A 26,003-nucleotide genomic window follows, 5' to 3' on the forward strand; every position below is an offset into this window, starting at 1 on the left:
CTTCACCCCGCGCCCCGCTGAAACCCGCCGTCGACGGCTTGGGTCCCGCCGGGCGCGTCGGCTTACGCGCCGACGTGCTGCCGGTACGGACAGGGGCGCGTTCGGACGAAGCCGGCCGCGGGTGCTTGGCTGTTAATTTGACTCGCATGAAATCTCACACTGCGATCGCGCGCAGCAGTTCGGTCTCGACCTGAATTTGCAGGCGGTTGTCCGACAGACCGTGTCCATCCAGCAGGAACACGTCTTCGACGCGTTCGCCGAGCGTATTGATCCGCGCCGAAGCGACGCCGACCCGATGCTCGGCCAGCACACGCGCGATCGAATAAAGAAGGCCTGGCCGGTCGTTCGCCGACACGGACAGGATGTAGTATTGGCCGCGCTCGTCGGCCCGAAGATCGACGCGCGGCGTGACAGGGAAGGTTCGCGACAGCCTCGACAAACGTCCCTTGGACGGTCCCGGCAGCAGGGTCCCGTGGCCGGTGAGGCGGGCGGTCAGTTCCTGCTCGACCAGATTGGCGATATCGCGATAATGCACGTCTTCTTCGGTATGCGCGACGAGGAAATTATCGAGCGCGTACCCGTGACGGGTCGTACTGACCCGTGCATCGAGCACCGACAGGCCGTTGCGGTCGAAATACGCGCATATGCCGGCGAACAGATCGGGCTGGTCCTTGACGTACACCAGCACCTGCAGCGCCTCGCCGATCGGCGACGGACGAGCGCGCACGATCGGCGTGGGGGTTTCGACATGGCGAAACAGCACGCGCGTTTGCCACGCGATGTCCGCCGCGTCGTGACGCAGGAAGTAGCCGACGTCGAGCTGACCCCACAACGCCCGTTGTGCGCCTTCCGGCACGGTTTCGAGACGCAGCAGCGCGAGCGCCTCTTCCTTGCGGGATTTCAGTTCCGAATGGGCGTCCGGCCGCGCGCCGCCGAGCACGGCCAGCGTCGCGCGGTAGAGGTCTTCGAGCAGCTTGCCTTTCCAGGTGTTCCAGACTTTGGGGCTGGTGCCGCGGATATCGGCCACGGTCAGCAGATAAAGCGCGGTGAGGCGGCGCTCGGTGCCGACCAGCTCGGCGAAGCGCTTGATCACTTCCGGGTCGCTCGTGTCCTGCTTCTGCGCGACCTGGCTCATCGTCAGATGCTGCTGGACCAGCCACACGACCAGTTCGCCGTCCTCGCCCTCGATGCCGTGGTTGCGGCAAAAGCGCCGCGCGTCGACCATGCCGAGCGTGGAATGGTCGCCGCCGCGTCCCTTGGCGATGTCATGGAACAGCGCCGCTACGTACAGCACCCACGGCCGGTCGAAGTTGGCGATCAACTGGCTGCAGAACGGATATTCGTGCGCATGCTCGGCCACTGCGAAGCGGCGCAGATTGCGCAGCACCATCAGGATGTGCTGGTCGACCGTGTAGACGTGATACAGATCGTGCTGCATCTGGCCGACGATGCGCCTGAAGTTCAGCAGATAGCGCCCGAGCACGCTGGTCTGGTTCATCAGGCGAAGCGCGTGGGTGATGCCGGCCGGCTGTTTGAGGATCTCGAGGAACTGGCGGCGGTTTTCCGGATCGCGCCGCCAGTGCTGATCCATCACGTCGCGTGCGTTGTAGATCGCGCGCAGCGTGCGCGCCGACAGGCCTTTGACGCCGGGCGTCTGCTCGTACAGCAGAAACGCTTCGAGGATCGCGTTCGGCTCGCGCTCGAATAAGTCGTCGCTCGCAATCTCCAGCATGCCCTGCTTTTCGACGAAGCGCTGCGACAGCACCCGTGTAATGCCGCTCGTGCTGGGAAAGAGCTGCGCCTCGATGTTCTGGATCAGGATCGTCGCAAGCTGCGTGACGGCCTTGGCGGCCCAGTAGTAGCGACGCATCAGCTGTTCGCTGGCGCGCTTGGTGACGGTCGGCTTGAAGTCGAAGCTTTCGGCCACCGGCGTTTGCAGGTCGAACACCATGATGTCCTGACGACGCCCGGCGATCACGTGCAGCCGCGCGCGCAGCGCTTTCAGGAAGCCTTCGTTGTGGCGCAGTTCGCGCGCTTCGCGCTCGGTGATGAGGCCGCGCGCTTCGAGTTCGCGCCAACTGCTGCCAAACCCGGCCGCCTGGGTGATCCATAGAATCAGCTGAAGGTCGCGCAGGCCGCCCGGGCTTTCCTTGACGTTGGGTTCGAGCGCGTATGGCGTGTCCTGGAACTTCGCGTGGCGCTGGCGCATTTCCAGCACTTTCGCCTGGAAGAACGCTTTGGGATCGAGCGCGGCGCGGTAACGTTCGACGAAGTCGTCGAATAGCGCTGCGCTGCCCGTGATGCGCCGTGCTTCCAGCAGCGAGGTGCGCACGGTCACGTCATTGGCGGCCTCTTCGAGACATTGCGTCACGCTGCGCACGCTGCTGCCGAGTTCCAGCCCCAGATCCCACGCGAGGCTGATGAAGCGTTCGATGCGCGCTTCGCGGTGTTCGAGCGGCGCGTCGGGCAGCAGAACCAGGATGTCGATGTCCGAGTGCGGCGCCAGTTCGCCCCGCCCATAGCCACCGACGGCCAGCAGCGCCAGTTCGCCCGGCATCTCGCACGTCTGCCAGGCCGCACGCAGGGAGTCGTCCGTTGCGTGCGCGAGGGCGGCCATCAGTGCGTCGACGTGGGTGGCCGTTTTGAAGCGTTCCAGGATTTCGGCTTTGGCCACCTTGTAGTCCGCCTTGAGCGACGTGGCATGGGATTGGGCGACGGCGGGAACGCTACTCATTGGCAGGGGCGGTGGGCGCGCAGGCCGCTCAGGCGGTGGCCGCGACGAGCGGCGGGCGCGCGGGCGTGCCGGCGGAAACGGTCAGCACGTCGTAGCCGGTTTGCGTGACGAGCACAGTGTGCTCCCATTGCGCCGACAGGCTGCGGTCCTTGGTCTTCACGGTCCACTGGTCGGGCATGGTACGGATGTCGCGGCGGCCCGCATTGATCATCGGCTCGATGGTGAAAATCATGCCGGCCTGCAATTCGAAACCGGTGCCGGGACGGCCGTAGTGCAGAATCTGCGGGTCCTCGTGGAATACCGTGCCGATGCCGTGGCCGCAATACTCGCGCACCACGCTGTAACCCTGGCTCTCCGCGTGCTTCTGAATGGCATAGCCGATGTCGCCCAGATGCGCGCCGGGCCGGACCTGGTCGATCCCGAGCCACATGCATTCGAAGGTGGTCTGCACGAGCCGTCTGGCGAGAATCGAGCCCTCACCCACGATGAACATGCGGCTCGTGTCGCCGAAATAGCCTTCCTTGATGACGGTGATGTCGATGTTCAGCGCGTCGCCGTTTTTCAGCGTCTTGTCGCCGGGGATGCCGTGGCAGATGACGTCGTTGACGGAAATGCAGGTGGCTTTCGGATACGGCGGATAGCCGGGCGGCTGATAATTGAGCGGCGCCGGAACCGTTCCCTGTTCCTTCAGCATGTATTCGTGGCACAGGCGGTCGAGTTCGCCCGTAGTGACGCCGACCTTGACGAACGGCGTGATGTAGTCGAGCACTTCGCTAGCGAGTTTGCAGGCGACGCGCATCTGCGCGATATCGTGTTCGTTTTTAAGCGTAATAGCCATGAGTCGGGCCTGAAATGCGATTATTGCGAGATTATCTCACCATATTGCGGCTGCCGCAGGCTTTTGCGATGGGGCACCCGCTTGTAGTGGCCCGTGCACGAGCAGGTGCGGCGCTCTTTCGTTCGATGGTCGAGGGGGCCAGTGCCGGTTCGATCGACCGTGAAGCCATTGTTTGTGCGCCGGATACGTTCGGCCCATCGCGCCGGCGCACCCTCCGGTGCAACTCGACTCCCCGGCAAATGCCATTCCTCCTGCAGGTTGAGTCGGTCAATGGTCGCGTGCTATAATCTTTGGCTAAGTCGGCCTATGTCTCATTTTTATTGCCCCGTATTGTTAAATGATGGTCCAAAAAGGGCGATAGAAAACAGGTAAGGCCAGCTTCTCGCGGTGGCGGTTGCCTGCGCCGCGAGTCCAAGAAGGAAGCAAGAAGGAAGTAACGCAGTACCAGGCAGCCAACTCGCAAGCCGGCGCACCCAGGGTGTCCGTCGCGTTCCAGCCAAAGAAGAAGGCGGGCGCGGCCGATACGGCGGCCGGCTTAAGACCCAACCCTCGCGGAGATTTTCATGGCAGTTACCATGCGTCAAATGCTGGAAGCCGGTGTCCACTTCGGTCACCAAACGCGCTTCTGGAACCCGAAGATGGCCCCGTTCATTTTCGGTCATCGCAACAAGATTCACATCATCAACCTCGAAAAGACGCTGCCGATGTACAACGACGCGCTGAAGTACGCGCGTCAACTGGCGGCTAACCGCGGCACGATTTTGTTCGTCGGCACCAAGCGTCAATCGCGCGACACGATCGCCGAAGAGGCGCAACGCGCTGGAATGCCTTTCGTCAACGCGCGCTGGCTCGGCGGCATGCTGACCAACTTCAAGACGCTGAAAGTTTCGATCAAGCGCCTGAAGGACATGGAAGCGGCGCTGGAAGCGGGCGAAACCGAGCGCATGAGCAAGAAGGAAGCGCTGCTGTTCGAACGCGAAATGGCCAAGCTGCAAAAGTCGATTGGCGGCGTAAAGGACATGGGCGGCATTCCTGACGCGATCTTCGTGGTCGATGTCGGCTACCACAAGATTGCCGTGACGGAAGCCAACAAGCTCGGCATTCCGGTCATCGCCGTGGTCGACACGAACCACTCGCCGGAAGGCATCGACTACGTCATTCCGGGTAACGACGACGCCAGCAAGGCCGTCGCGCTGTACACGGCCGGCGTGGCTGATGCGATCCTGGAAGGCCGTGCGAACGCGGTCAACGAGGTGGTGCAGGCTGCCCGTGGCGGCGACGGCGACGAGTTCGTCGAGGTCAACTCGGAAGCGTAAAGCTGCCCCGTGTCCGGCAAAAAAGGGGGCTTTCTACAGGCCCCCTTTTTTTAAGCCGCGACGTTGTGGTGGGGTGCCGCAGGCGGCGCCCGATGCGTTGTCCGTAAAAATGCGCGACAACGCTGAAACGAATTCTTGCCGCCGGTATCGAAGTGCGGGCGGCGTGTGACAGACGGAACTCAAGGAGCAAATGATGGCGGCAATTACCGCAAGCATGGTTGCAGAACTGCGCGCAAAGACCGACGCGCCGATGATGGAATGCAAGAAGGCGCTGACGGAAGCCGACGGCGACATGGCGCGCGCTGAAGAGCTGCTGCGCGTGAAGCTCGGCAACAAGGCCACCAAGGCAGCGTCGCGCGTGACGGCCGAAGGCGTGGTCGCATCGTTCATCGGCGGCAACGCGGGTTCGCTCGTCGAGCTGAACTGCGAAACCGACTTCGTTTCGAAAAACGACGACTTCCTGGCCTTCTCCAAGCAGGTTGCCGAGCTGGTCGCGACGCAAAACCCGGCCGACGTCGCTGCGCTGTCGGCACTGCCGCTGAACGGCTCGACCGTCGACGCGGTGCGCCTCGCGCTGGTCGGCAAGATCGGTGAAAACCTGTCGATCCGCCGTTTCGTGCGCTTCGACACGGCTAACAAGCTGGCAGCGTACCTGCACGGCACGCGCATCGGCGTGCTGGTCGAGTACACCGGCGCCGACGAGCAGGTAGGCAAGGACGTGGCCATGCACATCGCCGCAATGAAGCCGGTTTCGCTGTCGTCGAACGACGTGCCGGCCGACCTGATCGCGAAGGAACGCAGCATCGCTGAACAAAAGGCCGCCGAATCGGGCAAGCCGGCTGAAATCGTCGCGAAGATGGTCGACGGCAGTGTGCAGAAGTATCTGAAGGAAGTGTCGCTGCTGAACCAGACCTTCGTTAAGAACGACAAGCAGACAATCGAGCAGATGCTGAAGGCGGCGAACTCGAGCGTGCAGAAGTTCGCACTGTTCGTGGTCGGTGAAGGCATCGAGAAGAAGCAGGACGACTTCGCAGCCGAAGTGGCCGCTCAAGTCGCCGCTGCAAAGCAACAGTAAGCATCGGCCAAGCTTCACGTAGTACTGTTTGACCCGCGGCGGAGCAAGACTTCGGCGCGGTCGGCAGCGCCGTTAGGCTGCGCGCGGGTCACCCTCGCGGCGCAGCCGCCGGCGGACCGCGCGGTCCGTCAATTTGGCGGCGCTTGCCCGAATCAGCATTTCACCCCTACATTAGTCCCTTGTTGTTGCCCTGTTCTGCGCGATCTGGATACCCTATGCCCACTGCCTACAAACGCGTCCTGCTCAAACTCTCCGGTGAAGCTCTGATGGGCGACGATGCCTTCGGCATCAATCGCGCAACCATCGAACGAATGGTGGCGGACGTGGCCGAAGTGGTCCGTCTGGGAACGCAGATGGCCGTCGTGATCGGCGGCGGCAATATTTTCCGCGGCGTCGCGGGCGGTGCGGCGGGCATGGACCGCGCCACGGCGGACTACATGGGCATGCTCGCCACCATGATGAACGCGCTGGCGTTGCAGGATGCGATGCGCCACGCCGGTATCGAGGCGCGCGTGCAATCGGCGCTGCGCATGGACCAGGTGGTCGAGCCGTATATCCGGCCCCGCGCGATCCGTCAGCTCGAAGAAGGCAAGGTCGTGATTTTCGCGGCCGGCACCGGCAACCCGTTCTTCACGACCGACACGGCCGCCGCACTGCGCGGCTCGGAAATCGGCGCGGAAGTCGTGCTGAAGGCAACCAAGGTGGACGGCGTCTATTCGGCCGATCCCAAGAAAGACGCGAACGCAACCCGCTACACGACGATCAGCTTCGACGAAGCGATCGGCCGCAATCTGCAGGTGATGGACGCCACCGCGTTCGCGCTGTGCCGCGACCAGAAGCTGCCGATCCGCGTTTTTTCGATCGTCAAGCCGGGCGCGCTCAAGCGCATCGTTCAAGGCGACGACGAAGGCACCCTCGTCCACGTGTAAACTCTCGTTTACATAACGTGGGCTTTGACGCGAGCCCAGGCCGGCGCCTACCGCGCGCAGGCCGGCTCGCTCCGTTTCAAAGGTTCGGAGGTTTAAAATGTCTGTGGCTGATATCAGGAAGGGCGCTGAACAGAAAATGCAGCGTTCCATCGACGCGTTCAGGAACGACCTGTCGAAAATCCGCACGGGCCGTGCACACACGGGCCTGCTCGATCACATTCAGTGCGATTACTACGGCTCGCCCGTGCCGATCTCGCAGGTCGCGAACCTGACGCTGATCGACGCGCGCACGATCGGCGTGCAGCCGTGGGAAAAGAAGATGGTCCAGGTCGTCGAAAAGGCGATCCGCGAGTCGGACCTCGGTCTGAATCCGGCCACGCAAGGCGACGTGATCCGCGTGCCAATGCCCGCGCTGACCGAAGAGCGCCGCCGCGAACTGACCAAAGTGGTCAAGAGCGAAGCGGAAACGGCCAAGGTTGCGGTGCGCAATCTGCGTCGCGACGCCAACGAGCAACTGAAGAAGCTCGTGAAAGACAAGGAAATTTCAGAAGACGACGAGCGCCGTGCAGTCGACGACGTTCAGAAGCTGACGGACAAGTTCGTCACTGAAATCGACAAGCTCGTCGTGACGAAAGAAGCCGAGATCATGACGGTGTGAGGCCGGCTGGCTGCGCACTTTCAGGATTTCCACTTCTTTATTTGCAGTCACTGTCCCGACGGCCATGACCTATACCAGCTCAACCGTGCGCGTGCCTGATGTCGCCGCGGTGCCGCGACATATCGCGATCATCATGGATGGCAACGGCCGTTGGGCCACGCAGCGACGCTTGCCGCGCGTGGCCGGCCATACGCGCGGCGTCGACGCGGTGCGGGCTACCGTCGAGGCGTGCGCGCGGCAGGGCGTCGAATATCTGACGCTGTTCGCCTTCAGCTCGGAAAACTGGCGCCGCCCGAACGAGGAAGTGTCGTTCCTGATGCGCCTGTTCGTCACCGCGCTCGAACGCGAGATCGGCAAGCTGCACGCGAACGGCATCCGTTTGCGGGTGGTCGGCGATCTGGAGCGGTTCGACGCGCGCATCCGGGACCTCATCAAGCGCGCGGAAACCAAAACCGCACGCAATACCCGTCTCACGCTGACCATTGCCGCAAACTACGGCGGGCGCTGGGACATCATGCAGGCCGCCCGCAAGCTCGCCGAGCAGTCGGCGCTGGCGGGCACGGCGGTCGAGGTCAACGAGGATTCGTTCGCCGAGCACCTGTCCATGGCTTATGCGCCGGAGCCGGATCTGTTCATCCGCACCGGCGGCGAGCGGCGCGTCAGCAACTTCCTGCTGTGGCAACTCGCCTACACCGAGCTCTACTTCACCGACACGTTCTGGCCGGATTTCGATGCCGACGCGCTCGGCCACGCCATCGCTTCGTACGCGGAGCGCGAACGCCGCTTCGGCCGCACCAGTGCTCAACTCGAGCCGCAATCGCAGAACGTCGATTCGCTTCCATGCTAAAAACCCGTGTCATCACGGCGATCATCCTGCTGGCAGTGTTCCTGCCGGTCACGCTGTTCGCGCCGGTGGGCGCATTCGGCGCGCTGATCGCTTTCGTCGTCGTGTTCGCGGCCTGGGAGTGGGCGCGCCTGCTCAAGCTGGGCGGCGCAGCCCCGGTGATCTACGCGCTGGTGGCCGCGCTGAGCCTGGTCGCAAGCACGCGGCTCGGCATTGGCGCCGTGCCGGCACATTCGCTCTTCAAGGCGGCGGCCATCTTCTGGGTCGTTGCCGGTCCGTTCGTGCTGCTGCGCAAGCCCACGCTCGCGCAGGGCGCCTCGCGCATCTTTCTGTGCGTAGCCGGGATTGTGGTATTCGTCGCCTGCTGGCATGCTCTCGTCGCCGCGCGCATAGAGGGCGTGTCGTTCGTGCTGTCGCTGCTGCTGTTGGTATGGCTCGCCGATATCGGCGCATACTTCTCGGGAAAAGCGTTCGGAAAGCACAAGCTGGCGCCCGCCATCAGTCCGGGCAAGACTTGGGAGGGTGCGATCGGCGGCTGGCTGGTCGTGATGATCGTCGCGGCGGCAGCGGTCTTTTTGCATGCGTTCGAGCCGACCCTGTATTCTGCGCTACTGGCGCAATGGGGCGCCGCACGCACGCTGCTCGCGCTGACCTTGCTGGTCGTATTCAGCGTGGTGGGCGACCTGTTCGAATCCATGCTGAAACGCCAGGCCGGTGTGAAAGATTCAAGCGGCCTGTTGCCGGGGCACGGCGGCGTGCTCGACCGCATCGACGCGTTATTGCCGGTGCTGCCGCTTGCCATGCTGCTGCTCGGCTAGAGAAAGAGATATGCAAAAACGTCTGACACTGCTCGGTTCCACGGGCTCGATTGGAGACAGCACGCTTGACGTCGTCGCGCGTCATCCCGAGCGTTTTTCGGTCTACGCGCTGAGCGCGCATCGCAACGGCGATAAGCTCGTCGCGCAATGCCTGCGCTTTCAACCGGAAGTCGCGGTGGTCGGCGACGCCGATACGGCCGCGCAGGTGGCCGCGCAACTGCGCAAAGCCGGTTGTTCGACCGAAGTCACCTATGGCCCGCAAGCACTCGTCGACGTGTCGCAGAGCGACGGTTGCGATACGGTGGTGGCGGCAATCGTCGGCGCGGCGGGGCTCGCGCCAAGTCTCGCGGCCGCGCGCGCCGGCAAGCGCATCCTGCTCGCCAACAAGGAAGCGCTGGTAATGTCCGGCGCGATCTTCATGAACGCGGTGCGCGACAACGGCGCCGTGCTGCTGCCGGTGGACAGCGAACACAATGCGATTTTCCAGTGCCTGCCGCGCGAAGCCGCGCTGCACGGCGGCGTCGCCAAGATCATCCTCACCGCTTCGGGCGGCCCGTTTCGCACCCGTGAACCGGCTACGCTCGTCGACGTCACGCCGGACGAAGCCTGCAAGCATCCGAACTGGGTAATGGGCCGCAAGATTTCGGTCGACTCCGCGACGATGATGAACAAGGGCCTCGAAGTCATCGAGGCGCACTGGCTGTTCGGCTTGGCGGGCGAGCGCATCGACGTGCTGATCCACCCGCAAAGCGTGATCCATTCTCTGGTGTCGTACGCGGATGGCTCCGTGCTCGCGCAGCTCGGCAACCCCGACATGCGCACGCCGATCGCTCACGCGCTGGCGTATCCGGAGCGGGTGGAATCGGGCGTCGCGCAACTCGATCTCGCGCAGATCGCGTCACTGTCGTTCGAAAAACCCGACTATGCGCGCTTCCCATGCCTCGCACTCGCCATGAAGGCGCTGGCCGAAGGCGGCGTCGCGAGCGCGGCGCTGAACGCCGCGAACGAAGTCGCGGTTGAAGCGTTCCTGTCGCGCCGGATTGGGTTCATGACCATCGCCCAGGTGGTCGACTCGGTGCTCAACGCTTTGCCGAACCGCAGCGCGCACGCGCTCGAAGACGTGCTCGAGGCGGACGGCGCCGCGCGTCGCGCGGCGGCCGAATTCATTGCGCGTCTGCCGGACGGCGCCTGTCGCACGGAACGCGCCGTCCAGTGAGGCGCATATGAATCTGCTGATCGAACTGCTTGCCTTCGCGGTCGCGATTGGCGTGCTCGTGGTCGTTCACGAGTACGGACATTACAGCGTCGCGCGTTTGTGCGGCGTCAAGGTGCTGCGCTTTTCGATTGGCTTTGGCAAGCCGCTATTCCAGTGGGTAAGCCCGAGGACCGGCACCGAGTGGATCATTGCAGCGCTGCCGCTCGGCGGCTACGTGAAGATGCTCGACGAACGCGAGACCGGCGCCGCGCCGATTCCCGCCGACGCGCTGCCGTATGCGTTCAACCGGCAATCGGTATGGCGGCGTTTCGCGATCGTCGCGGCCGGCCCGGTCGCGAACTTCCTGCTGGCCATCGTGCTGTTCGCGCTGGTGTTCGCCACGGGCGTGACCGAGCCGGCAGCCGTGATCGCGGCGCCCACGCCGAACACACCGGCAGCCGTGGCCGGCTTCGAAGGCGGTGAAACCATCGTCGCGGTGCGCAGCGCTCGCGCCGACGAATCGGAACCCGTGCGCTCGTGGTCGGACCTGCGCTGGAAGCTGCTCGCCGCCGCATTTGATCACAAGAACGCGGTGCTGAGCGCGAAAGATGCGCACGGCATCTCCGATTTCCCGATCGATCTGCGCGGCGTCAGCGAGAAGGACATCGACGACGACTTCATGTCGCGGCTCGGTTTCGAGCCGGGCGGCGGCAAGCTGACGGTGGCCGGCGTGCAGCAGGGCAGCGCTGCTCAGAAGGCGGGGCTCGTCGCGGGCGATCGTCTGCGCGCCATCAACGGAACGCCGGCTGATAACGCTACAGCGTTCATTGCATATGTAAAATCGCACTCCGGCGTGCCGGTCACGCTGCAGGTGCAGCGTGGCGGGGGCGGTGGGCACCCGCCCGGCGCGCTCGAAGACATCCGCATGGTTCCGCAGGCTCAGCGCGACAGTGCAACCGGTCAGCAGGTCGGGCGCATCGGCGCGGAACTCACGACCCAGGTGCCGTCGATCGAAGTCCGTTACGGGCCGCTCGAAAGCTTGCGTCTCGGCGCGCATCGCACGTGGGATCTCGCGGTGTACTCGGTACGCATGTTCGGCAGGATGGTCGTCGGCGAGGCTTCGCTGAAAAATCTGTCCGGTCCCGTGACGATCGCCGACTACGCAGGAAAGAGCGCACGTCTGGGTCCTTCTGCATTCCTGTCGTTCCTGGCCCTTGTCAGTATTAGCCTTGGCGTACTGAACCTGCTACCAATTCCGGTATTGGATGGGGGTCATCTGTTATATTATTTGGTTGAAGCTGCGACCGGTAAAGTTGTCTCCGATCGCTGGCAACTCGTTTTTCAGCGGGCGGGTCTCGCCTGCATCGTCGCATTGTCGGCGATTGCGCTGTTCAACGATCTGGCTCGTTTGATCCATTTTTAAAGTGTCTGGCGGCGTTCACGATGGCGACCGTCCGACCCGATGCAGCTATACATTCTGGGGAAGCACGTTGTTTAAACCTCATCGCTTTGTTCCAAAGACGGTTATAGCCGCGGCCTTCGCCGCGCATGGGCTGGTTGCTCACGCAACCACGCCCTTCGTGGTGCAAGACATCCGCATTGAGGGATTGCAACGCGTCGAGCCGGGTACCGTGTTCGCGTACCTGCCCATCAAGCAAGGCGACACGTTCACAGACGAGAAGGCGTCCGAAGCGATTCGCGCGCTGTACGCCACGGGCTTCTTCAACGACGTCAAGATCGCGACCGAAGGCAATGTCGTCATCGTGCAGGTGCTGGAGCGTCCTGCCATCGGCACGATCGACTTCTCCGGCATCCATGAGTTCGAAAAGGACAACCTGATCAAGGCGCTGCGCGCGGTCGGCTTGTCGCAAGGCCGTTACTACGACAAGGCGCTGGTCGACAAGGCCGAGCAGGAACTCAAGCGCCAGTACCTGACGCGCGGCTACTATGCGGCCGAGGTCACCACCACGATCACGCCGATCGACCGCAACCGCGTGTCGGTGCTGTTCTCGGTGGCCGAAGGTCCGAGCGCTAAGATCCGCCAGATCAACTTCATCGGCAACAAGGCGTTCAGCACCGGTACGCTGCGCGATGAAATGCAGTTGTCCACGCCCAACTGGTTCTCGTGGTACACGAAGAACGACCTGTACTCGAAAGACAAGCTCACCGGCGACCTCGAAAACGTCCGCTCGTATTATCTGAACCGCGGCTACCTCGAGTTCAGCATCGAGTCGACCCAGGTGTCGATCACGCCGGACAAGAAGGACATGTATCTGACGGTCACGCTGCACGAAGGCGAGCCGTACACGATTTCCTCCATCAAGCTGGCCGGCAATCTGCTCGATCGCGAAGCGGAGTTGTCCAGGCTGATCAAGATCAAACCGGGCGAGCGCTTTTCCGCTGAAAAACTGCAGGCCACCACCAAGGCGATCGTCGACAAGCTCGGCGAATACGGCTACGCGTTCGCGACCGTCAATGCACAGCCGAAGATCGATCAGGCGAACCACACGGTCGACCTGACGTTGCAGGTCGATCCGAGCCGGCGCGTCTACGTGCGCCGTATCAACGTGGTGGGCAACACCCGCACGCGCGACGAAGTGGTGCGCCGGGAAATGCGCCAGCTCGAAAGCTCGTGGTTCGACTCTAACCGTCTTGCGCTGTCGAAAGACCGGATCAACCGCCTCGGTTACTTCACCGACGTCGACGTCACCACGGTGCCGGTCGAAGGCACGCCGGATCAGGTCGACGTCGACGTGAAGGTGGCGGAAAAGCCGACCGGCGCGATCACGCTGGGCGCAGGCTTCTCGTCCACCGACAAGGTGGTGCTGTCCGCCGGCGTGTCGCAAGATAACGTGTTCGGTTCGGGCACGAGCCTGGCGGTGAACATCAACACCGCGAAGACATACCGTACGCTGACCGTCACGCAGGTCGATCCGTACTTCACGGTCGACGGCATCAAGCGCATTACCGACGTCTACTACCGCACGTATCAGCCGCTGTACTATTCGACGGATTCGAGCTTCAAGATCGTCACGATCGGCGGCGACCTGAAGTTCGGCATTCCGTTCTCGGAAGTCGACACGGTGTACTTCGGCGCGGGCCTCGAGCAGAATCAGCTCGACATCGACGCGAACACGCCGCAAAGCTATGTCGACTACGTGAACCAGTTCGGCCGCGTGTCGAACAACGTGCCGCTCACGGTGGGCTGGTCACGCGACGCGCGCGACAGCGCACTCGTGCCGAGCCGCGGTTACTTCGCGCAGGCCAACGCCGAATACGGCACGCCGATCGGCGGCACGCAGTACTACAAGGCCGACATCAACGCGCAGTACTATTACTCGTTCGCGCGCGGGTTCGTGCTGGGCTTCAACTTCCAGGGCGGCTACGGTAACGGTCTGGGTGGCAAGCCTTATCCGATTTTCAAGAACTACTACGCGGGCGGTATCGGTTCGGTGCGGGGCTACGAGCCGAGCTCGCTGGGTCCGCGCGACGCGAAGACCAACGACCCGATCGGCGGCTCGAAGCTGCTGGTGGGCAACATCGAGCTGACGTTCCCGCTGCCGGGCACGGGCTACGACCGCACGCTGCGTGTGTTCACCTTCCTCGACGCCGGTAACGTGTGGGGCACGGAAGGCAACAGCATCGGCGCGAACGGCTTGCGTTACGGCTACGGTGTGGGTCTCGCGTGGATCTCGCCGATCGGCCCGCTCAAGCTGAGCCTGGGCTTCCCGCTCACGAAGCACACCGGCGACCAGTATCAGAAGTTCCAGTTCCAGATCGGCACGGCGTTCTGATCACCGCACTGGCGGCTCGCCAAACTACAGTATCGAGAGGATGACTTTGCTAACCGGTATGTTTTCGAAACGTGTAGCGTGCGCAATGGCGCTGGCCATGACCTTGGGCGTCGGGGTCGCGCACGCGCAGGAGGCGAGAATCGCCGCGGTGAATTCCGACCGCATCCTGCGCGAATCGGCGGCGGCCAAAGCCGCCCAGGTCAAGCTCGAGGCCGAGTTCGCCAAACGTGACAAAGATCTTGCCGACATGGCGCAGAAGCTGAAGTCGATGTCCGATTCGCTCGACAGGAACGGCGCGTCGATGTCGCCCGCGGATCGCGCGCAGAAGCAGCGCGATCTGTCGCAGATGGACACGGACTTCCAGCGCAAGCAGCGCGAGTTCCGCGAAGATCTGAATCAGCGCCGCAACGAAGAACTGGCGGCGGTGCTAGACCGCGCCAACAAGGTCATCAAGCAGATCGCCGAGGCGCAGCACTACGATCTGATCGTGCAGGAAGCGGTGTATGTGAGCCCGCGTATCGATATCACCGACCAGGTGCTCAAGGCGCTGGCGGCCTCGGGTAACTGAGCCACACGGACCGGGGCTCATACCGGCACCGGGCGTGCGTGCCCGCAATGACAGGTTGAACTGAAACGCAGGAGACAGGACAGGCATGGCATTTACGCTCGAGGACATCGTCCAGCGGTTCGGCGGTACGGTGGTCGGCGACGGTTCGCAGCGCGTCGGCGGTCTGGCGCCGCTCGACCAGGCAGGCCCGGACCAACTGGCGTTCCTCGCCAATCCGAAGTACCTGTCGCAGGTGGAAACGACCCGCGCGGGCGCGGTGCTGATCAACGCCGACGACCTCGCGAAAGTGGCTTCGCGCGAAGCCCGTAACTTCATCGTCACGCCAAACCCGTACGCATACTTCGCGCGGGTCGCGCAGACCTTCATCGACCTCGCGGCTCCGAAGGCGATCCCCGGCGTGCATCCGAGCGCCACCACCGACGCGTCTGCGCAGATCGCGGCGAGCGCGGTGATCGGCCCGCACGTCACGGTGGAAGCGGGCGCCGTCATCGGCGAAAACGTGCGGCTCGACGCCAATGTGGTGATCGGCCGCGGCACGCGCATCGGCGCGAACTCGCATCTGTATCCGAATGTCGCCGTGTACCACGGTTGCGCGCTCGGCGAGCGCGTGGTCGTGCACGCGGGCGCGGTGATCGGCTCGGACGGTTTTGGCTTCGCGCCGGATTTCATCGGCGAGGGCGAGGGGCGCACCGGCAGTTGGGTGAAGATTCCGCAGGTGGGCGGCGTATCGATCGCGGCGGACGTCGAAATCGGCGCGAACACGACGATCGATCGCGGCGCAATGGCCGACACGATCATCGAAGAATGCGTGAAGATCGACAACCTCGTGCAGATCGGCCACAACTGCAAGATCGGCGCATACACGGTGATCGCCGGTTGCGCTGGCATCGCGGGCAGTACGACCATCGGCCGTCATTGCATGATTGGCGGCGCGGTCGGGATTGCGGGGCACGTCACGCTGGCCGACCACGTGATCGTCACCGCGAAGTCGGGCGTTTCGAAATCACTGTTGAAGCCGGGCATGTACACGAGCGCGTTTCCGGCCGTGAACCATGCCGACTGGAATAAAAGCGCGGCACTGCTGCGCAACATCGACAAGCTGCGCGACCGTATCAGGGCGCTCGAAAACGCCGCGGCGGACGCTTCCGGCAATGCCGCGAGCCATGCAGCGGGCAGTTCGGCAGCCGACACAACGAGCCATTGCGCAGGCAACGAGGCCTGATATCCGGGGCGAGCTGCCGGCACCGCGTAAAATGGCGCACAGGCATCGGGAAGCAAAGACGGTTGCCGTGACCGGTCGGCACGGCCGCCGGATCGTGGCGGGCGCCGGCAGCACGCGTTTTCTATCCACCTGCACCAGCATCCGCAGTCATCACCGCGCAATCAATGCGTGAGCAGAAACACCATGAGCACCGAAAAAATCAATCTCGACATTCATAAGATTCTCACGCTGCTGCCGCATCGTTACCCGATCCTGCTGGTCGACCGGGTGCTCGAACTCGAGCCGCACAAGAGCATCAAAGCGTTGAAGAACGTGTCGATCAACGAGCCGTATTTCCAGGGGCACTTTCCGACCCGTCCGGTGATGCCCGGGGTGCTGATTCTCGAAGCCCTCGCGCAAACCGCAGCCCTGCTGACGTTTTCGGAAGAGCCGAGCGATCCGTCGAACACGCTGTACCTGTTCGTCGGTATCGACAATGCGCGCTTCAAGCGCGTCGTCGAGCCGGGCGACCAACTGATCCTGAACTGCACGTTCGAGCGCCATATGCGCGGCATCTGGAAGTTCAAGGCGCGCGCCGAAGTGGATGGCGTCGTCGCGGCGGAAGCGGACCTGATGTGCGCGGTCCGGCACACGGACAAAGACGCTTGAGTCAGCGTCAAGGCAGCCGGCGTGCAAGCGCTCAGCGGCTCTGCACGAGCGCGGCCGGCCCGGCCGGAAGCCCATCCAGACAACGCAACAGAATCAGAAGCGAGGACGCATGAGCAGGATCCATCCCACTGCGATCGTCGAAGCGGGCGCACAGCTCGACGAATCCGTCGAAATTGGACCGTACGCGGTAATCGGCGCGCACGTGACGATCGGCGCGCGCAGCACCGTCGGGTCGCACAGCGTGATCGAAGGCCACACCACGCTCGGCGAAGACAACCGGATCGGCCACTATGCATCGGTCGGCGGCCGTCCGCAGGACATGAAGTACCAGGACGAGCCGACCCGGCTCGTCATCGGCAATCGCAACACCATCCGCGAGTTCACCACGATTCACACCGGCACGGTGCAGGACGCGGGCGTCACCACGCTCGGCGACGACAACTGGATCATGGCCTACGTGCACGTCGGGCATGACTGCCACGTCGGCAGCAACGTGATTCTGTCGAGCAATGCGCAAATGGCCGGGCACGTGACGATCGGCGACTACGCGATCATCGGCGGCATGTCGGGGGTGCATCAGTTCGTGCGGATCGGCGCGCATGCGATGCTCGGCGGCGCGTCGGCGCTGGTGCAGGACGTCCCGCCGTTCGTGATCGCGGCCGGCAACAAGGCAGAGCCGCACGGCATCAACGTCGAAGGCTTGCGCCGCCGCGGCTTTTCGCCCGATGCCATTTCGGCGCTGCGCTCGGCGTATCGCCTGTTGTACAAAAACGGCTTGTCGCTGGAAGAAGCGAAGGCGCAGCTGCGTGAGCTCGCGTCTTCCGGCGGCGATGGGGATGCGCCGGTGCGCACGCTGCTCGCGTTCGTCGAAGCGTCGCAACGCGGCATCATCCGCTAACCGATGGCATTGCAACCCAGTCCGCTGCGCGTCGCAATGGTGGCCGGCGAGCCGTCCGGGGACCTGCTGGCGGCCTCGCTGCTCGGCGGTCTCGCAAGCCGTTTGCCGCACGCCACGCAGTACTACGGGATCGGCGGCCCGCGCATGATTGCCACGGGTTTCGACGCCCACTGGCCGATGGAAAAGCTGACCGTGCGCGGCTATGTCGAAGCGCTGCGGCATATTCCCGCGATTCTCGGGATTCGCAACGAGCTCAAGCGCCAGTTGCTGGCCGAGCCGCCGTCCGTGTTCGTCGGCGTGGACGCGCCCGATTTCAACTTCGGGCTCGAGCACGCGCTGCGCGACGCCGGCATCCCGACCGTTCACTTTGTCTGTCCGTCCATCTGGGCGTGGCGCGGCGGACGCATCAAGAAAATCGCCAAAGCGGTCGACCACATGCTGTGCGTGTTCCCGTTCGAAACGGCGCTGCTGGAAAAGGCGGGCGTGGCGGCATCGTACGTGGGGCACCCGCTCGCCGATGAAATTCCGCTGGTACCCGACACGCTCGGCGCGCGCCGCACGCTCGGCCTCGCAGAAGCGGGGCCGATCATTGCGGTGCTGCCGGGCAGCCGGCGCTCGGAAATCGATCTGATCGGTCCGACGTTTTTCGCTGCAATGGAAATGATGCAGCACCAGGAGCCCGCTCTGCGTTTCGTGATGCCGGCGGCCACGCCCGCTTTGCGCGAGATGCTGCGGCCGCTGGTCGACGCGCACCCCGGGCTCGCGCTGACTATCACGGACGGCCAGTCGCAGCTTGCGATGACCGCCGCCGATGCGATCCTCGTCAAGAGCGGCACCGTCACGCTCGAAGCCGCGCTGCTGAAAAAGCCGATGGTCATCTCATACAAGGTGCCCTGGCTGACCGGTCAGATCATGCGCCGCCAGGGCTATCTGCCGTATGTCGGCTTGCCGAACATCCTGGCGGGGCGGTTCGTCGTACCGGAGATCCTGCAGCACTTCGCCACGCCGCAGGCGCTTGCAGAAGCCACGCTGAAACAGTTGCGCGACGACGCCAACCGGCGCACGCTGACGGAAATCTTCACGGAGATGCATCACGTGTTGAAGCAGAATACGGCGCAGCGTGCGGCGCAAGTCGTGGCGAGCGTCATCGAAAAGCGGACGGCGCGGCCGTGACCACCGTACGCGCGCCCCGCCGGAAAACCGCAGCCGTCGCCGGAGCGGCGCTGCGGCAGGCCGGCCTGAACTTCGAAACGGCGGACGATATCGTCTGCGGCGTCGACGAGGCCGGGCGCGGGCCGCTGGCGGGTCCGGTTGTCGCGGCAGCGGTGATTTTCGACCCGGCCAGGCCGATGATTCGCGGGCTCGACGATTCGAAAGTGCTGAGCGCAAAAAAGCGCGACGAGCTGTACGACAAGATCGTGGACCGGGCGCTCGCCTACTGCATCGCGTCGGCCACCGTCGAGGAAATCGATTCGCTGAACATTCTGCACGCCACGATGCTGGCCATGAAGCGAGCGGTCGAAGGTCTGTCGGTTATGCCCACTCTGGTCAAGATCGACGGCAATCGCTGTCCGACGCTCAGCATCCGAAGCGAAGCGGTGATTGGCGGAGACGCGCTCGTGAAGTGCATTTCGGCGGCGTCGATTCTGGCCAAGGTCACGCGTGACCGGATGCTGCTCGAGTTGCATCAGACCTATCCGGTGTACGGCTTCAACGCGCATGCGGGCTACGGCACACCGCAGCATCTGGCGGCGCTGCGCGAGCATGGACCATGCGAGCATCATCGGCGCTCGTTCGCGCCGGTGCGCGAAGCGCATGTGCGCTTTGGCACAGGCGTGCCGCTGCCTGCCGCCGAGATGATCGTCATGCCCGACACGCTGGCGGACCCGATGTGCGACGACGACGCGTTCGGCGCATACAGCGGCACCTGAACATCATCCGGGCTGCGCGAGCGGTCTCACGCGTCGCTCATTCTTCTTTTCCTATTCTCACCGCCTTCGCTGCCTGTGAAAGCCATCACCTCGCGGGACAATCCGCTCTACAAGCGCCTGAAGGCATTGGCCGGCTCGACGCATCAACAGCGTCGCAGCGCTCACGCGCTGCTCGAAGGGTTTCACCTCGCGAGCGCGTATCTCGACGTAGCGGGTCAGCCGGAAATGTGCATCGTCACGGACGGCGCATTGCGGCATAACGAAGCGCAGGCAATCGTGTCGCGCATCGACGATCATCGCATCGTGACGTTGCCGGACGCGCTGTTCGGGCAGTTGTCCAACGTCGTGCACGGGGTCGGCATTGTGCTGCTGGTCGAAAAACTGGACACGCCACTGCCCGCGACAGTCGCGCAGACCTGTGTCGTGCTCGACAGTGTGCAGGATGCGGGCAATGTCGGGTCGATCCTGCGCAGCGCGGCTGCCGCCGGCATCCCCCAGGTGTTCTGCGCGCCGGGCACCGCGTACGCGTGGTCGTCCAAAGTGTTGCGCTCGGGCATGGGGGCGCACTTTCTGTTGCAGATTCATGAGGACGTCGAAGCGCAGACGCTCATCGAGCGCCTCGCGGTGCCGATCGTCATCACGGATTCGCACGGCGCCGAGCCGATCTACGACTGCGATCTGGGCGGGCCGCTCGCGTGGGTGTTCGGCAATGAAGGGGCAGGTGTCTCGCAGATCTGGCGCGACGCGGTCACGCTGCGGGTGACGATTCCCCAGCCAGGCGGGATGGAGTCGCTCAATGTGGCGGCCGCGGCGGCCGTCTGCGTGTTCGAACAATGCCGTCAACAACGCGGGCGCGCGTGACGTTTGCGTGGGCCGCGCGCACTGAGCGCCGCCGATCGCGACTCTGGGCCGGTCGCTCGTTCAACAAGCCGCGATGGCCTCGCAGCTTGCCCGCCGCCTCGCGGTAGCCCCATTCAGGCCGCGCTCAATACGTTGGCCGCTCCAGCTTGATTTCCTGCAGGATGGTCGTCGCGATCTCTTCGATCGACTTGTGCGTCGACGACAACCACTTGATTCCTTCACGCCGCATCATCGACTCGGCTTCATTGATTTCGTAGCGGCAGTTTTCCGGCGCCGCATACTTGCTGCCCGGACGCCGCTCGTTACGGATTTCCGACAAACGCTGCGGATCGATCGACAAGCCGAACATCTTCTGCCGATGCGCAAGCAGCGGTGTGGGCAGCTTGCCGCGCTCGAAGTCTTCCGGAATCAGCGGATAGTTGGCCGCTTTCACGCCATACTGCATCGCCAGATACAGGCTCGTCGGCGTCTTGCCGCTGCGCGATACGCCGACCAGAATCACGTCGGCGTCGGCCAGATTGCGGTTCGATTGACCGTCGTCGTGAGCCAGCGAGAAATTGATCGCCTCGATCCGGTTCTTGTACTCCTGGGTGTCCGCGTTCTGGTGCCCGCGGCCCATCGCGTGACTCGACTTCAGCTCCAGCTCTTGTTCGAGCGGCTCGACGAAGGTCTGAAACATATCCAGCACCAGTGCGTTCGAGCCTTTCACGATCTGATTGGACGCGCTGTCCACCAGCGTGGTGAACACGATCGGACGGCGGCCGTCCTGCCGGATCGCTTCGTTGATCTTTTCGAGCGTGGCGTAGGCCTTTTCGGTCGAATCGACGAAGGGCACGCGAACCAGGCGGAACTTCTGGTCGAACTGGGAAAGGATCGAATGCGCGAAAGTTTCGGCAGTGATCCCGGTACCGTCGGAGACGATGAATACGGTGGGCGGCATCGATGGGGCTGGAAACGTGAGCGGCAACAAGCGCTCGAATCAAACATCGCTGCGGTGAGCTTGCTGCCCGGTGGCTAACCGATGGCGGCAGCGGCGTCGATGCAGCGCGCGGTGGGCGCCCCAACCGCGCCCGGATGGCGGCAGGGCCTCGCAAAAAGCCCGTCGGCCGGTGCCGGGCGCGATTCGAGGCGCAATTCTCGTCCGACTTCCACATTTCAGGAGTCGGCACGGTAGAATAGCGGCAACCTGTTGGATAAGCAATTGCAGGCGATCGGCGTCTAACTTGCCGCGAACGGTCGTTCATCGCAGCGCTTTCAGCGGCTTTCAGCCGCTTTTAGCCGCTTATAGCCAGTAACGAGCGGTGAATGCAGCAGATCGGATGACCAATCCCGCCATTCGCGTTCTTCTGGCACTTCGGCGCCTCCGCCGCAGCGCTCGAGCCGGCTCTCGACGCGATTGCTTCTCCAACAGGTTGTGCAAGACACGGGGTCACGCTTCCAATGGGCGTCCCGTGTTCGAGCCCACTTGCACAGCCGTGAATTTCTTTCACACTTAGGGGCTTGTATGACTAACGCAGTTACCGTCGCAAAGGACAAGGCGTATGTAGTTCCGTTCGAGCAGTTGCGAATGACCGATGTGGAGATTGTCGGCGGCAAGAACGCGTCGCTTGGCGAGATGATCAGTCAGCTCGCCGAAGCCGGCGTGCGGGTGCCGACCGGGTTCGCCACCACGGCGTTGGCTTTTCGCGACTTTCTGCATCACAACCATCTGACTGAACGCATCGCCAAACGTCTGGAAACGCTCGACGTCGACGACGTCAAGGCGCTTGCCGAAGCGGGCAAGGAAATCCGTCAATGGATCGTCGACGCGCCGCTGCAGCCGCAGCTCGAAGCCGACATTCGCGCGGGCTTCGACACGCTGCAAAACAGCTCGCCTGAAGAGCTCTCGTTCGCCGTGCGCTCGTCGGCAACGGCGGAAGACCTGCCCGACGCGTCGTTCGCGGGGCAACAGGAAAGCTACCTGAATGTGGTCGGCATCGACGAAGTGCTCGATCGCATGAAGCACGTGTTCGCGTCGCTGTACAACGACCGTGCTATCTCGTATCGCGTCCACAAGGGCTTCACGCACGCGGAAGTCGCGTTGTCGGCGGGCGTGCAGCGCATGGTGCGCTCGGACGTCGGCGCCGCCGGCGTGATGTTCACGCTCGACACCGAGTCGGGCTTCAAGGACGCGGTCTTCATCACGTCGAGCTATGGCCTGGGCGAAACCGTCGTGCAGGGCGCGGTGAATCCGGACGAGTTCTACGTTTTCAAGACCACGCTCGCCCAGGGCAAGTACCCGATCATCCGCCGCTCGATCGGCTCCAAGCTCATCAAGATGGAATTCACCAAGGCCGGCGAGCAAGGCCGCGTGAAGACCGTCGACGTACCGCACGAGCAGCGCAACCGCTTTTCGATCACCGACGAAGACGTGATCGAACTGGCGAAGTACGCGGTCATCATCGAAAAGCACTACCAGCGTCCGATGGACATCGAGTGGGGCAAGGACGGCCGCGACGGCAAGATCTTCATTCTCCAGGCGCGGCCGGAGACGGTGAAGAGCCAGGCCTCGGGCAAGGCCGAGCAGCGCTTCAAGCTCAAGGGTCAGTCCAACGTGCTGACCACGGGCCGTGCAATCGGTCAGAAAATCGGCGCGGGTCCGGTGCGCGTGATCCACGATCCGTCGGAAATGGACCGTGTGCAGCCGGGCGACGTGCTGGTCGCCGACATGACCGACCCGAACTGGGAGCCGGTGATGAAGCGCGCGTCGGCGATCGTCACCAACCGTGGCGGGCGCACCTGCCACGCGGCCATCATCGCGCGTGAGCTGGGTGTGCCGGCGGTAGTCGGCTGCGGCGACGCAACCGACGTGCTCAAGGACGGCGCGCTCGTGACCGTGTCCTGCGCGGAAGGCGACGAAGGCCGGATCTACGACGGGCTGCTCGAAACTGAGATCACGGAAGTGCAGCGCGGCGAACTGCCGCCGATTCCGGTGAAGATCATGATGAACGTCGGCAACCCGCAACTGGCCTTCGACTTCTCGCAACTGCCCAATGCAGGCGTGGGCCTCGCGCGGCTCGAATTCATCATCAACAACAACATCGGCGTTCACCCGAAGGCGATTCTCGAATACCCGAACGTCGATCAGGACCTGAAGAAGGCGGTGGAAAGCGTCGCTCGCGGTCACGCGTCGCCGCGCGCCTTCTATGTCGACAAGCTGACCGAAGGCATTGCGACCATCGCCGCGGCGTTCTATCCGAAGCCCGTGATCGTGCGTTTGTCGGATTTCAAGTCGAACGAGTACAAGAAGCTGATCGGCGGTTCGCGCTACGAGCCGGACGAGGAAAACCCGATGCTGGGTTTCCGTGGCGCATCGCGCTACATCGCCGACGACTTCGCCGAAGCGTTTCAGATGGAATGCGTTGCGCTGAAGAAGGTGCGCGAAGAGATGGGCCTCGACAACGTCGAGATCATGGTGCCTTTCGTGCGCACGCTCAAGCAGGCCGAGCGCGTGGTCGGGCTGCTGGAGAAATTTGGCCTCAAGCGCGGCGAAAAGGGCCTGCGCCTGATCATGATGTGCGAAGTGCCGTCGAACGCGATTCTTGCCGAAGAGTTCCTGCAATTCTTCGACGGTTTCTCGATCGGTTCCAACGACCTGACGCAGCTCACGTTGGGCCTCGACCGCGATTCCGGCATGGAGCTGCTGGCTATCGATTTCGACGAACGCGATCCGGCAGTCAAGTTCCTGCTCAGCCGCGCGATCGAAACCTGCCTGCGCCTGAACAAGTACGTCGGTATCTGCGGCCAGGGCCCGTCTGATCATCCTGACTTCGCGCAATGGCTGACGGACGAAGGCATTGCGTCGATCTCGCTGAACCCCGACACGATCATCGACACGTGGCAGCAACTGGCGAAGTCGGCAATCAAGTAAAGCGTGCCGCGTGCCGCTTTCAGGCGGCACGCATCAGGTGACGTGCGGTGCGTCGAACGCGTGTTCCGGCCGGCCGCATCGCTCGCTTAAAACGCGCCGCTTCGTGCTATAAACACCCCGGTACATCCGGGGTGTTTTGCATTGTGGAGGTCGACGTGGCGCCAGGTGGATTGTTCTGGTGGATTGGGGCGGGCGTGCTGGTCGTGCTGGAATTGATCAGCGGCACCTTCTATCTGTTGATGATCGCGTTGGGTTGTGTGGCGGCCGCGCTGGCGCATGTTGCGGGCGCCGCCGCCGACGTGCAGTTCGCGCTCGCCGCGGTGGTGGCGCTCGGGTCGGTGATGCTGCTCAGGCGCTCGCGCTTTGGGCGCCGCAAGCGCGAGCGGGCCTCGCGCAATCCGGATGTCAATCTGGACATCGGGCAAACGCTGAGTGTGCCAGCGTGGCACCAGCGCCGGGCGCGCGTCAGTTACCGTGGCGCGGCATGGGATGTCGAACTGGCTGCGGGCGAGCCCGAAGACGCGCAGCTCTACGAAATCGCGGAGCTGCGGGGCAGTTGTCTCGTCGTCGTGGCGAGCCGGTAGCACAACGCCAACGCGAGAGCGGCGTGAGCGCGGGTGGGCTGGTGCGTGCGCTTGTCCGTGCGCTTCGGCCTACGTTCGCGTCCGCGTTTTCGCCCGATCTGTAGTCCCGGTTTTTTGTCAAACGCAAAGCTATTCGAATCACAAAAGGGAGGACAACTATGGATTCAACCATCGTCGGGGCAGTGCTGCTGATCGTTGTGATCGTGCTGGCGTCGCAGACCATCAAGATCGTGCCGCAGCAACATGCGTGGGTGCTCGAGCGCCTCGGCCGCTATCACAGTACGCTGACGCCGGGCTTGAGCTTCGCGTTTCCGTTCGTCGACCGGATCGCGTACAAGCACATCCTCAAGGAGATTCCGCTCGAAGTGCCGAGCCAGGTCTGCATCACGCGCGACAACACGCAGTTGCAGGTGGACGGCGTGCTGTACTTCCAGGTCACCGATCCAATGAAGGCCTCGTACGGCTCGAGCAACTTCGTGTTCGCGATCACGCAGTTGTCGCAGACCACGCTGCGCTCGGTGATCGGCAAGCTCGAACTCGACAAGACCTTCGAGGAACGCGACTTCATCAACCACAGCATCGTGTCCTCGCTCGATGAAGCGGCGGCGAACTGGGGCGTGAAGGTGCTGCGCTACGAGATCAAGGACCTGACGCCGCCCAAGGAGATCCTGCACGCAATGCAGGCACAGATCACCGCCGAGCGCGAGAAGCGCGCGCTGATCGCCGCGTCCGAGGGCCGCAAGCAGGAGCAGATCAATATCGCGTCGGGCGGCCGCGAAGCGGCGATCCAGAAGTCCGAGGGCGAGCGGCAGGCGGCAATCAATCAGGCACAAGGTCAGGCGTCGGCGATTCTCGCGGTGGCCGAGGCCAACTCCCAGGCAATCCAGAAGATCGCGGCGGCCATCCAGTCGAACGGCGGCATGCAGGCGGTGAACCTCAAGGTGGCCGAACAATACGTGAACGCGTTCAGCAATCTGGCAAAGCAGGGCACCACGCTGATCGTGCCGGGCAACCTGGCGGACATGAGTTCGATGATCGCGTCGGCGCTGACGATCGTGAGCCAGGGCAAAGGCGCGGCCGAGGTGCGGTAGGCGCTGCGGCACGCACCTTCACGGTTCTAAAAACAGATGGCCCGCAGCGTGTGCGGGCCATTTTCATTGCCGCTGGCGGCGCGTGGCCA

At 63.5% G+C, this 26,003-nt stretch carries 22 protein-coding genes; 19 read left to right on the forward strand and 3 right to left on the reverse strand.

Annotation, left to right across the window (positions count from 1 at the left end):
* Positions 1-154 precede the first annotated feature (154 nt).
* A complete protein-coding gene (locus tag ABQJ48_RS01135; protein ID WP_367835397.1) occupies positions 155-2,734 on the reverse strand; it encodes a [protein-PII] uridylyltransferase in 2,580 nt (859 codons plus the stop codon).
* Between the two features lie 28 nt (positions 2,735-2,762).
* Positions 2,763-3,572, reverse strand: coding sequence for a type I methionyl aminopeptidase (gene map / locus ABQJ48_RS01140; RefSeq protein WP_367835398.1), 810 nt, complete (start codon positions 3,570-3,572; stop codon positions 2,763-2,765).
* Between the two features lie 563 nt (positions 3,573-4,135).
* On the opposite strand from map, the gene rpsB reads away from it, so the two are divergent.
* The 16 genes from rpsB (at position 4,136) to ABQJ48_RS01220 (ending at position 20,329) form a co-directional block, all read left to right on the forward strand.
* Positions 4,136-4,888: a 30S ribosomal protein S2 gene (rpsB, locus tag ABQJ48_RS01145; RefSeq protein WP_115780234.1), complete on the forward strand. Its 753-nt coding sequence runs from the start codon at positions 4,136-4,138 to the stop codon at positions 4,886-4,888.
* 193 nt (positions 4,889-5,081) lie between these two features.
* Positions 5,082-5,963 (forward strand): translation elongation factor Ts, encoded by an 882-nt coding sequence (gene tsf / locus ABQJ48_RS01150; RefSeq protein WP_367835399.1) that lies wholly within the window; start codon positions 5,082-5,084, stop codon positions 5,961-5,963.
* 215 nt (positions 5,964-6,178) lie between these two features.
* A complete protein-coding gene (gene pyrH / locus ABQJ48_RS01155; protein ID WP_367835400.1) occupies positions 6,179-6,892 on the forward strand; it encodes a UMP kinase in 714 nt (237 codons plus the stop codon).
* Between the two features lie 97 nt (positions 6,893-6,989).
* Entirely contained in the window at positions 6,990-7,550 is a 561-nt protein-coding gene (frr, locus tag ABQJ48_RS01160) for a ribosome recycling factor (protein WP_367835401.1), read from the forward strand.
* A 64-nt stretch (positions 7,551-7,614) separates the two neighbouring features.
* The gene (uppS, locus tag ABQJ48_RS01165; protein WP_367835402.1) at positions 7,615-8,397 is read left to right on the forward strand and encodes a polyprenyl diphosphate synthase; all 783 of its coding nucleotides are present in this window, start codon (positions 7,615-7,617) and stop codon (positions 8,395-8,397) included.
* Positions 8,391-9,212, forward strand: coding sequence for a phosphatidate cytidylyltransferase (locus tag ABQJ48_RS01170; protein WP_367835403.1), 822 nt, complete (start codon positions 8,391-8,393; stop codon positions 9,210-9,212). The genes uppS and ABQJ48_RS01170 overlap by 7 nt, the downstream gene beginning before the upstream one ends.
* Before the next feature lie 10 nt (positions 9,213-9,222).
* Positions 9,223-10,428, forward strand: coding sequence for a 1-deoxy-D-xylulose-5-phosphate reductoisomerase (locus tag ABQJ48_RS01175; RefSeq protein WP_367835404.1), 1,206 nt, complete (start codon positions 9,223-9,225; stop codon positions 10,426-10,428).
* A gap of 7 nt (positions 10,429-10,435) precedes the next feature.
* Positions 10,436-11,830, forward strand: coding sequence for an RIP metalloprotease RseP (gene rseP, locus ABQJ48_RS01180; RefSeq protein WP_367835406.1), 1,395 nt, complete (start codon positions 10,436-10,438; stop codon positions 11,828-11,830).
* 67 nt (positions 11,831-11,897) lie between these two features.
* A complete protein-coding gene (gene bamA / locus ABQJ48_RS01185; protein WP_367835408.1) occupies positions 11,898-14,201 on the forward strand; it encodes an outer membrane protein assembly factor BamA in 2,304 nt (767 codons plus the stop codon).
* Positions 14,202-14,247: 46 nt separating this feature from the next.
* A complete protein-coding gene (locus tag ABQJ48_RS01190; protein ID WP_367835958.1) occupies positions 14,248-14,769 on the forward strand; it encodes an OmpH/Skp family outer membrane protein in 522 nt (173 codons plus the stop codon).
* A gap of 85 nt (positions 14,770-14,854) precedes the next feature.
* Positions 14,855-15,991 (forward strand): UDP-3-O-(3-hydroxymyristoyl)glucosamine N-acyltransferase, encoded by a 1,137-nt coding sequence (lpxD, locus tag ABQJ48_RS01195; RefSeq protein WP_367835410.1) that lies wholly within the window; start codon positions 14,855-14,857, stop codon positions 15,989-15,991.
* Between the two features lie 183 nt (positions 15,992-16,174).
* Complete coding sequence (gene fabZ / locus ABQJ48_RS01200) at positions 16,175-16,639, forward strand: 3-hydroxyacyl-ACP dehydratase FabZ (RefSeq protein WP_006048683.1); 465 nt, start codon at positions 16,175-16,177, stop codon at positions 16,637-16,639.
* A 109-nt stretch (positions 16,640-16,748) separates the two neighbouring features.
* Positions 16,749-17,537, forward strand: a complete 789-nt coding sequence (gene lpxA, locus ABQJ48_RS01205) for an acyl-ACP--UDP-N-acetylglucosamine O-acyltransferase (RefSeq protein WP_367835412.1) — start codon at positions 16,749-16,751, stop codon at positions 17,535-17,537.
* A gap of 3 nt (positions 17,538-17,540) precedes the next feature.
* On the forward strand, positions 17,541-18,710 hold the full coding sequence (gene lpxB, locus ABQJ48_RS01210; protein ID WP_367835414.1) for a lipid-A-disaccharide synthase: 1,170 nt from the start codon (positions 17,541-17,543) through the stop codon (positions 18,708-18,710).
* Positions 18,707-19,468, forward strand: coding sequence for a ribonuclease HII (gene rnhB, locus ABQJ48_RS01215; protein ID WP_367835415.1), 762 nt, complete (start codon positions 18,707-18,709; stop codon positions 19,466-19,468). The genes lpxB and rnhB overlap by 4 nt, the downstream gene beginning before the upstream one ends.
* 75 nt (positions 19,469-19,543) lie before the next feature.
* Positions 19,544-20,329: a TrmH family RNA methyltransferase gene (locus tag ABQJ48_RS01220; RefSeq protein WP_367835416.1), complete on the forward strand. Its 786-nt coding sequence runs from the start codon at positions 19,544-19,546 to the stop codon at positions 20,327-20,329.
* A 124-nt stretch (positions 20,330-20,453) separates the two neighbouring features.
* On the opposite strand, the gene ppsR is transcribed toward ABQJ48_RS01220, so the two are convergent.
* Positions 20,454-21,269, reverse strand: a complete 816-nt coding sequence (gene ppsR / locus ABQJ48_RS01225; RefSeq protein WP_367835417.1) for a posphoenolpyruvate synthetase regulatory kinase/phosphorylase PpsR — start codon at positions 21,267-21,269, stop codon at positions 20,454-20,456.
* Positions 21,270-21,833: 564 nt separating this feature from the next.
* Between ppsR and ppsA the strand changes: the two genes are divergently transcribed.
* From ppsA to ABQJ48_RS01240, 3 genes are all read left to right on the forward strand, one after another.
* Positions 21,834-24,239: a phosphoenolpyruvate synthase gene (gene ppsA, locus ABQJ48_RS01230; protein WP_367835418.1), complete on the forward strand. Its 2,406-nt coding sequence runs from the start codon at positions 21,834-21,836 to the stop codon at positions 24,237-24,239.
* Between the two features lie 155 nt (positions 24,240-24,394).
* Entirely contained in the window at positions 24,395-24,823 is a 429-nt protein-coding gene (locus ABQJ48_RS01235) for an NfeD family protein (protein WP_367835419.1), read from the forward strand.
* Positions 24,824-24,981: 158 nt separating this feature from the next.
* A complete protein-coding gene (locus tag ABQJ48_RS01240) occupies positions 24,982-25,914 on the forward strand; it encodes an SPFH domain-containing protein (RefSeq protein ID WP_367835420.1) in 933 nt (310 codons plus the stop codon).
* Positions 25,915-26,003: the final 89 nt, after the last annotated feature.

The organism is Paraburkholderia suaedae (assembly GCF_040812055.1).
Taxonomy (GTDB): Bacteria; Pseudomonadota; Gammaproteobacteria; order Burkholderiales; family Burkholderiaceae; genus Paraburkholderia.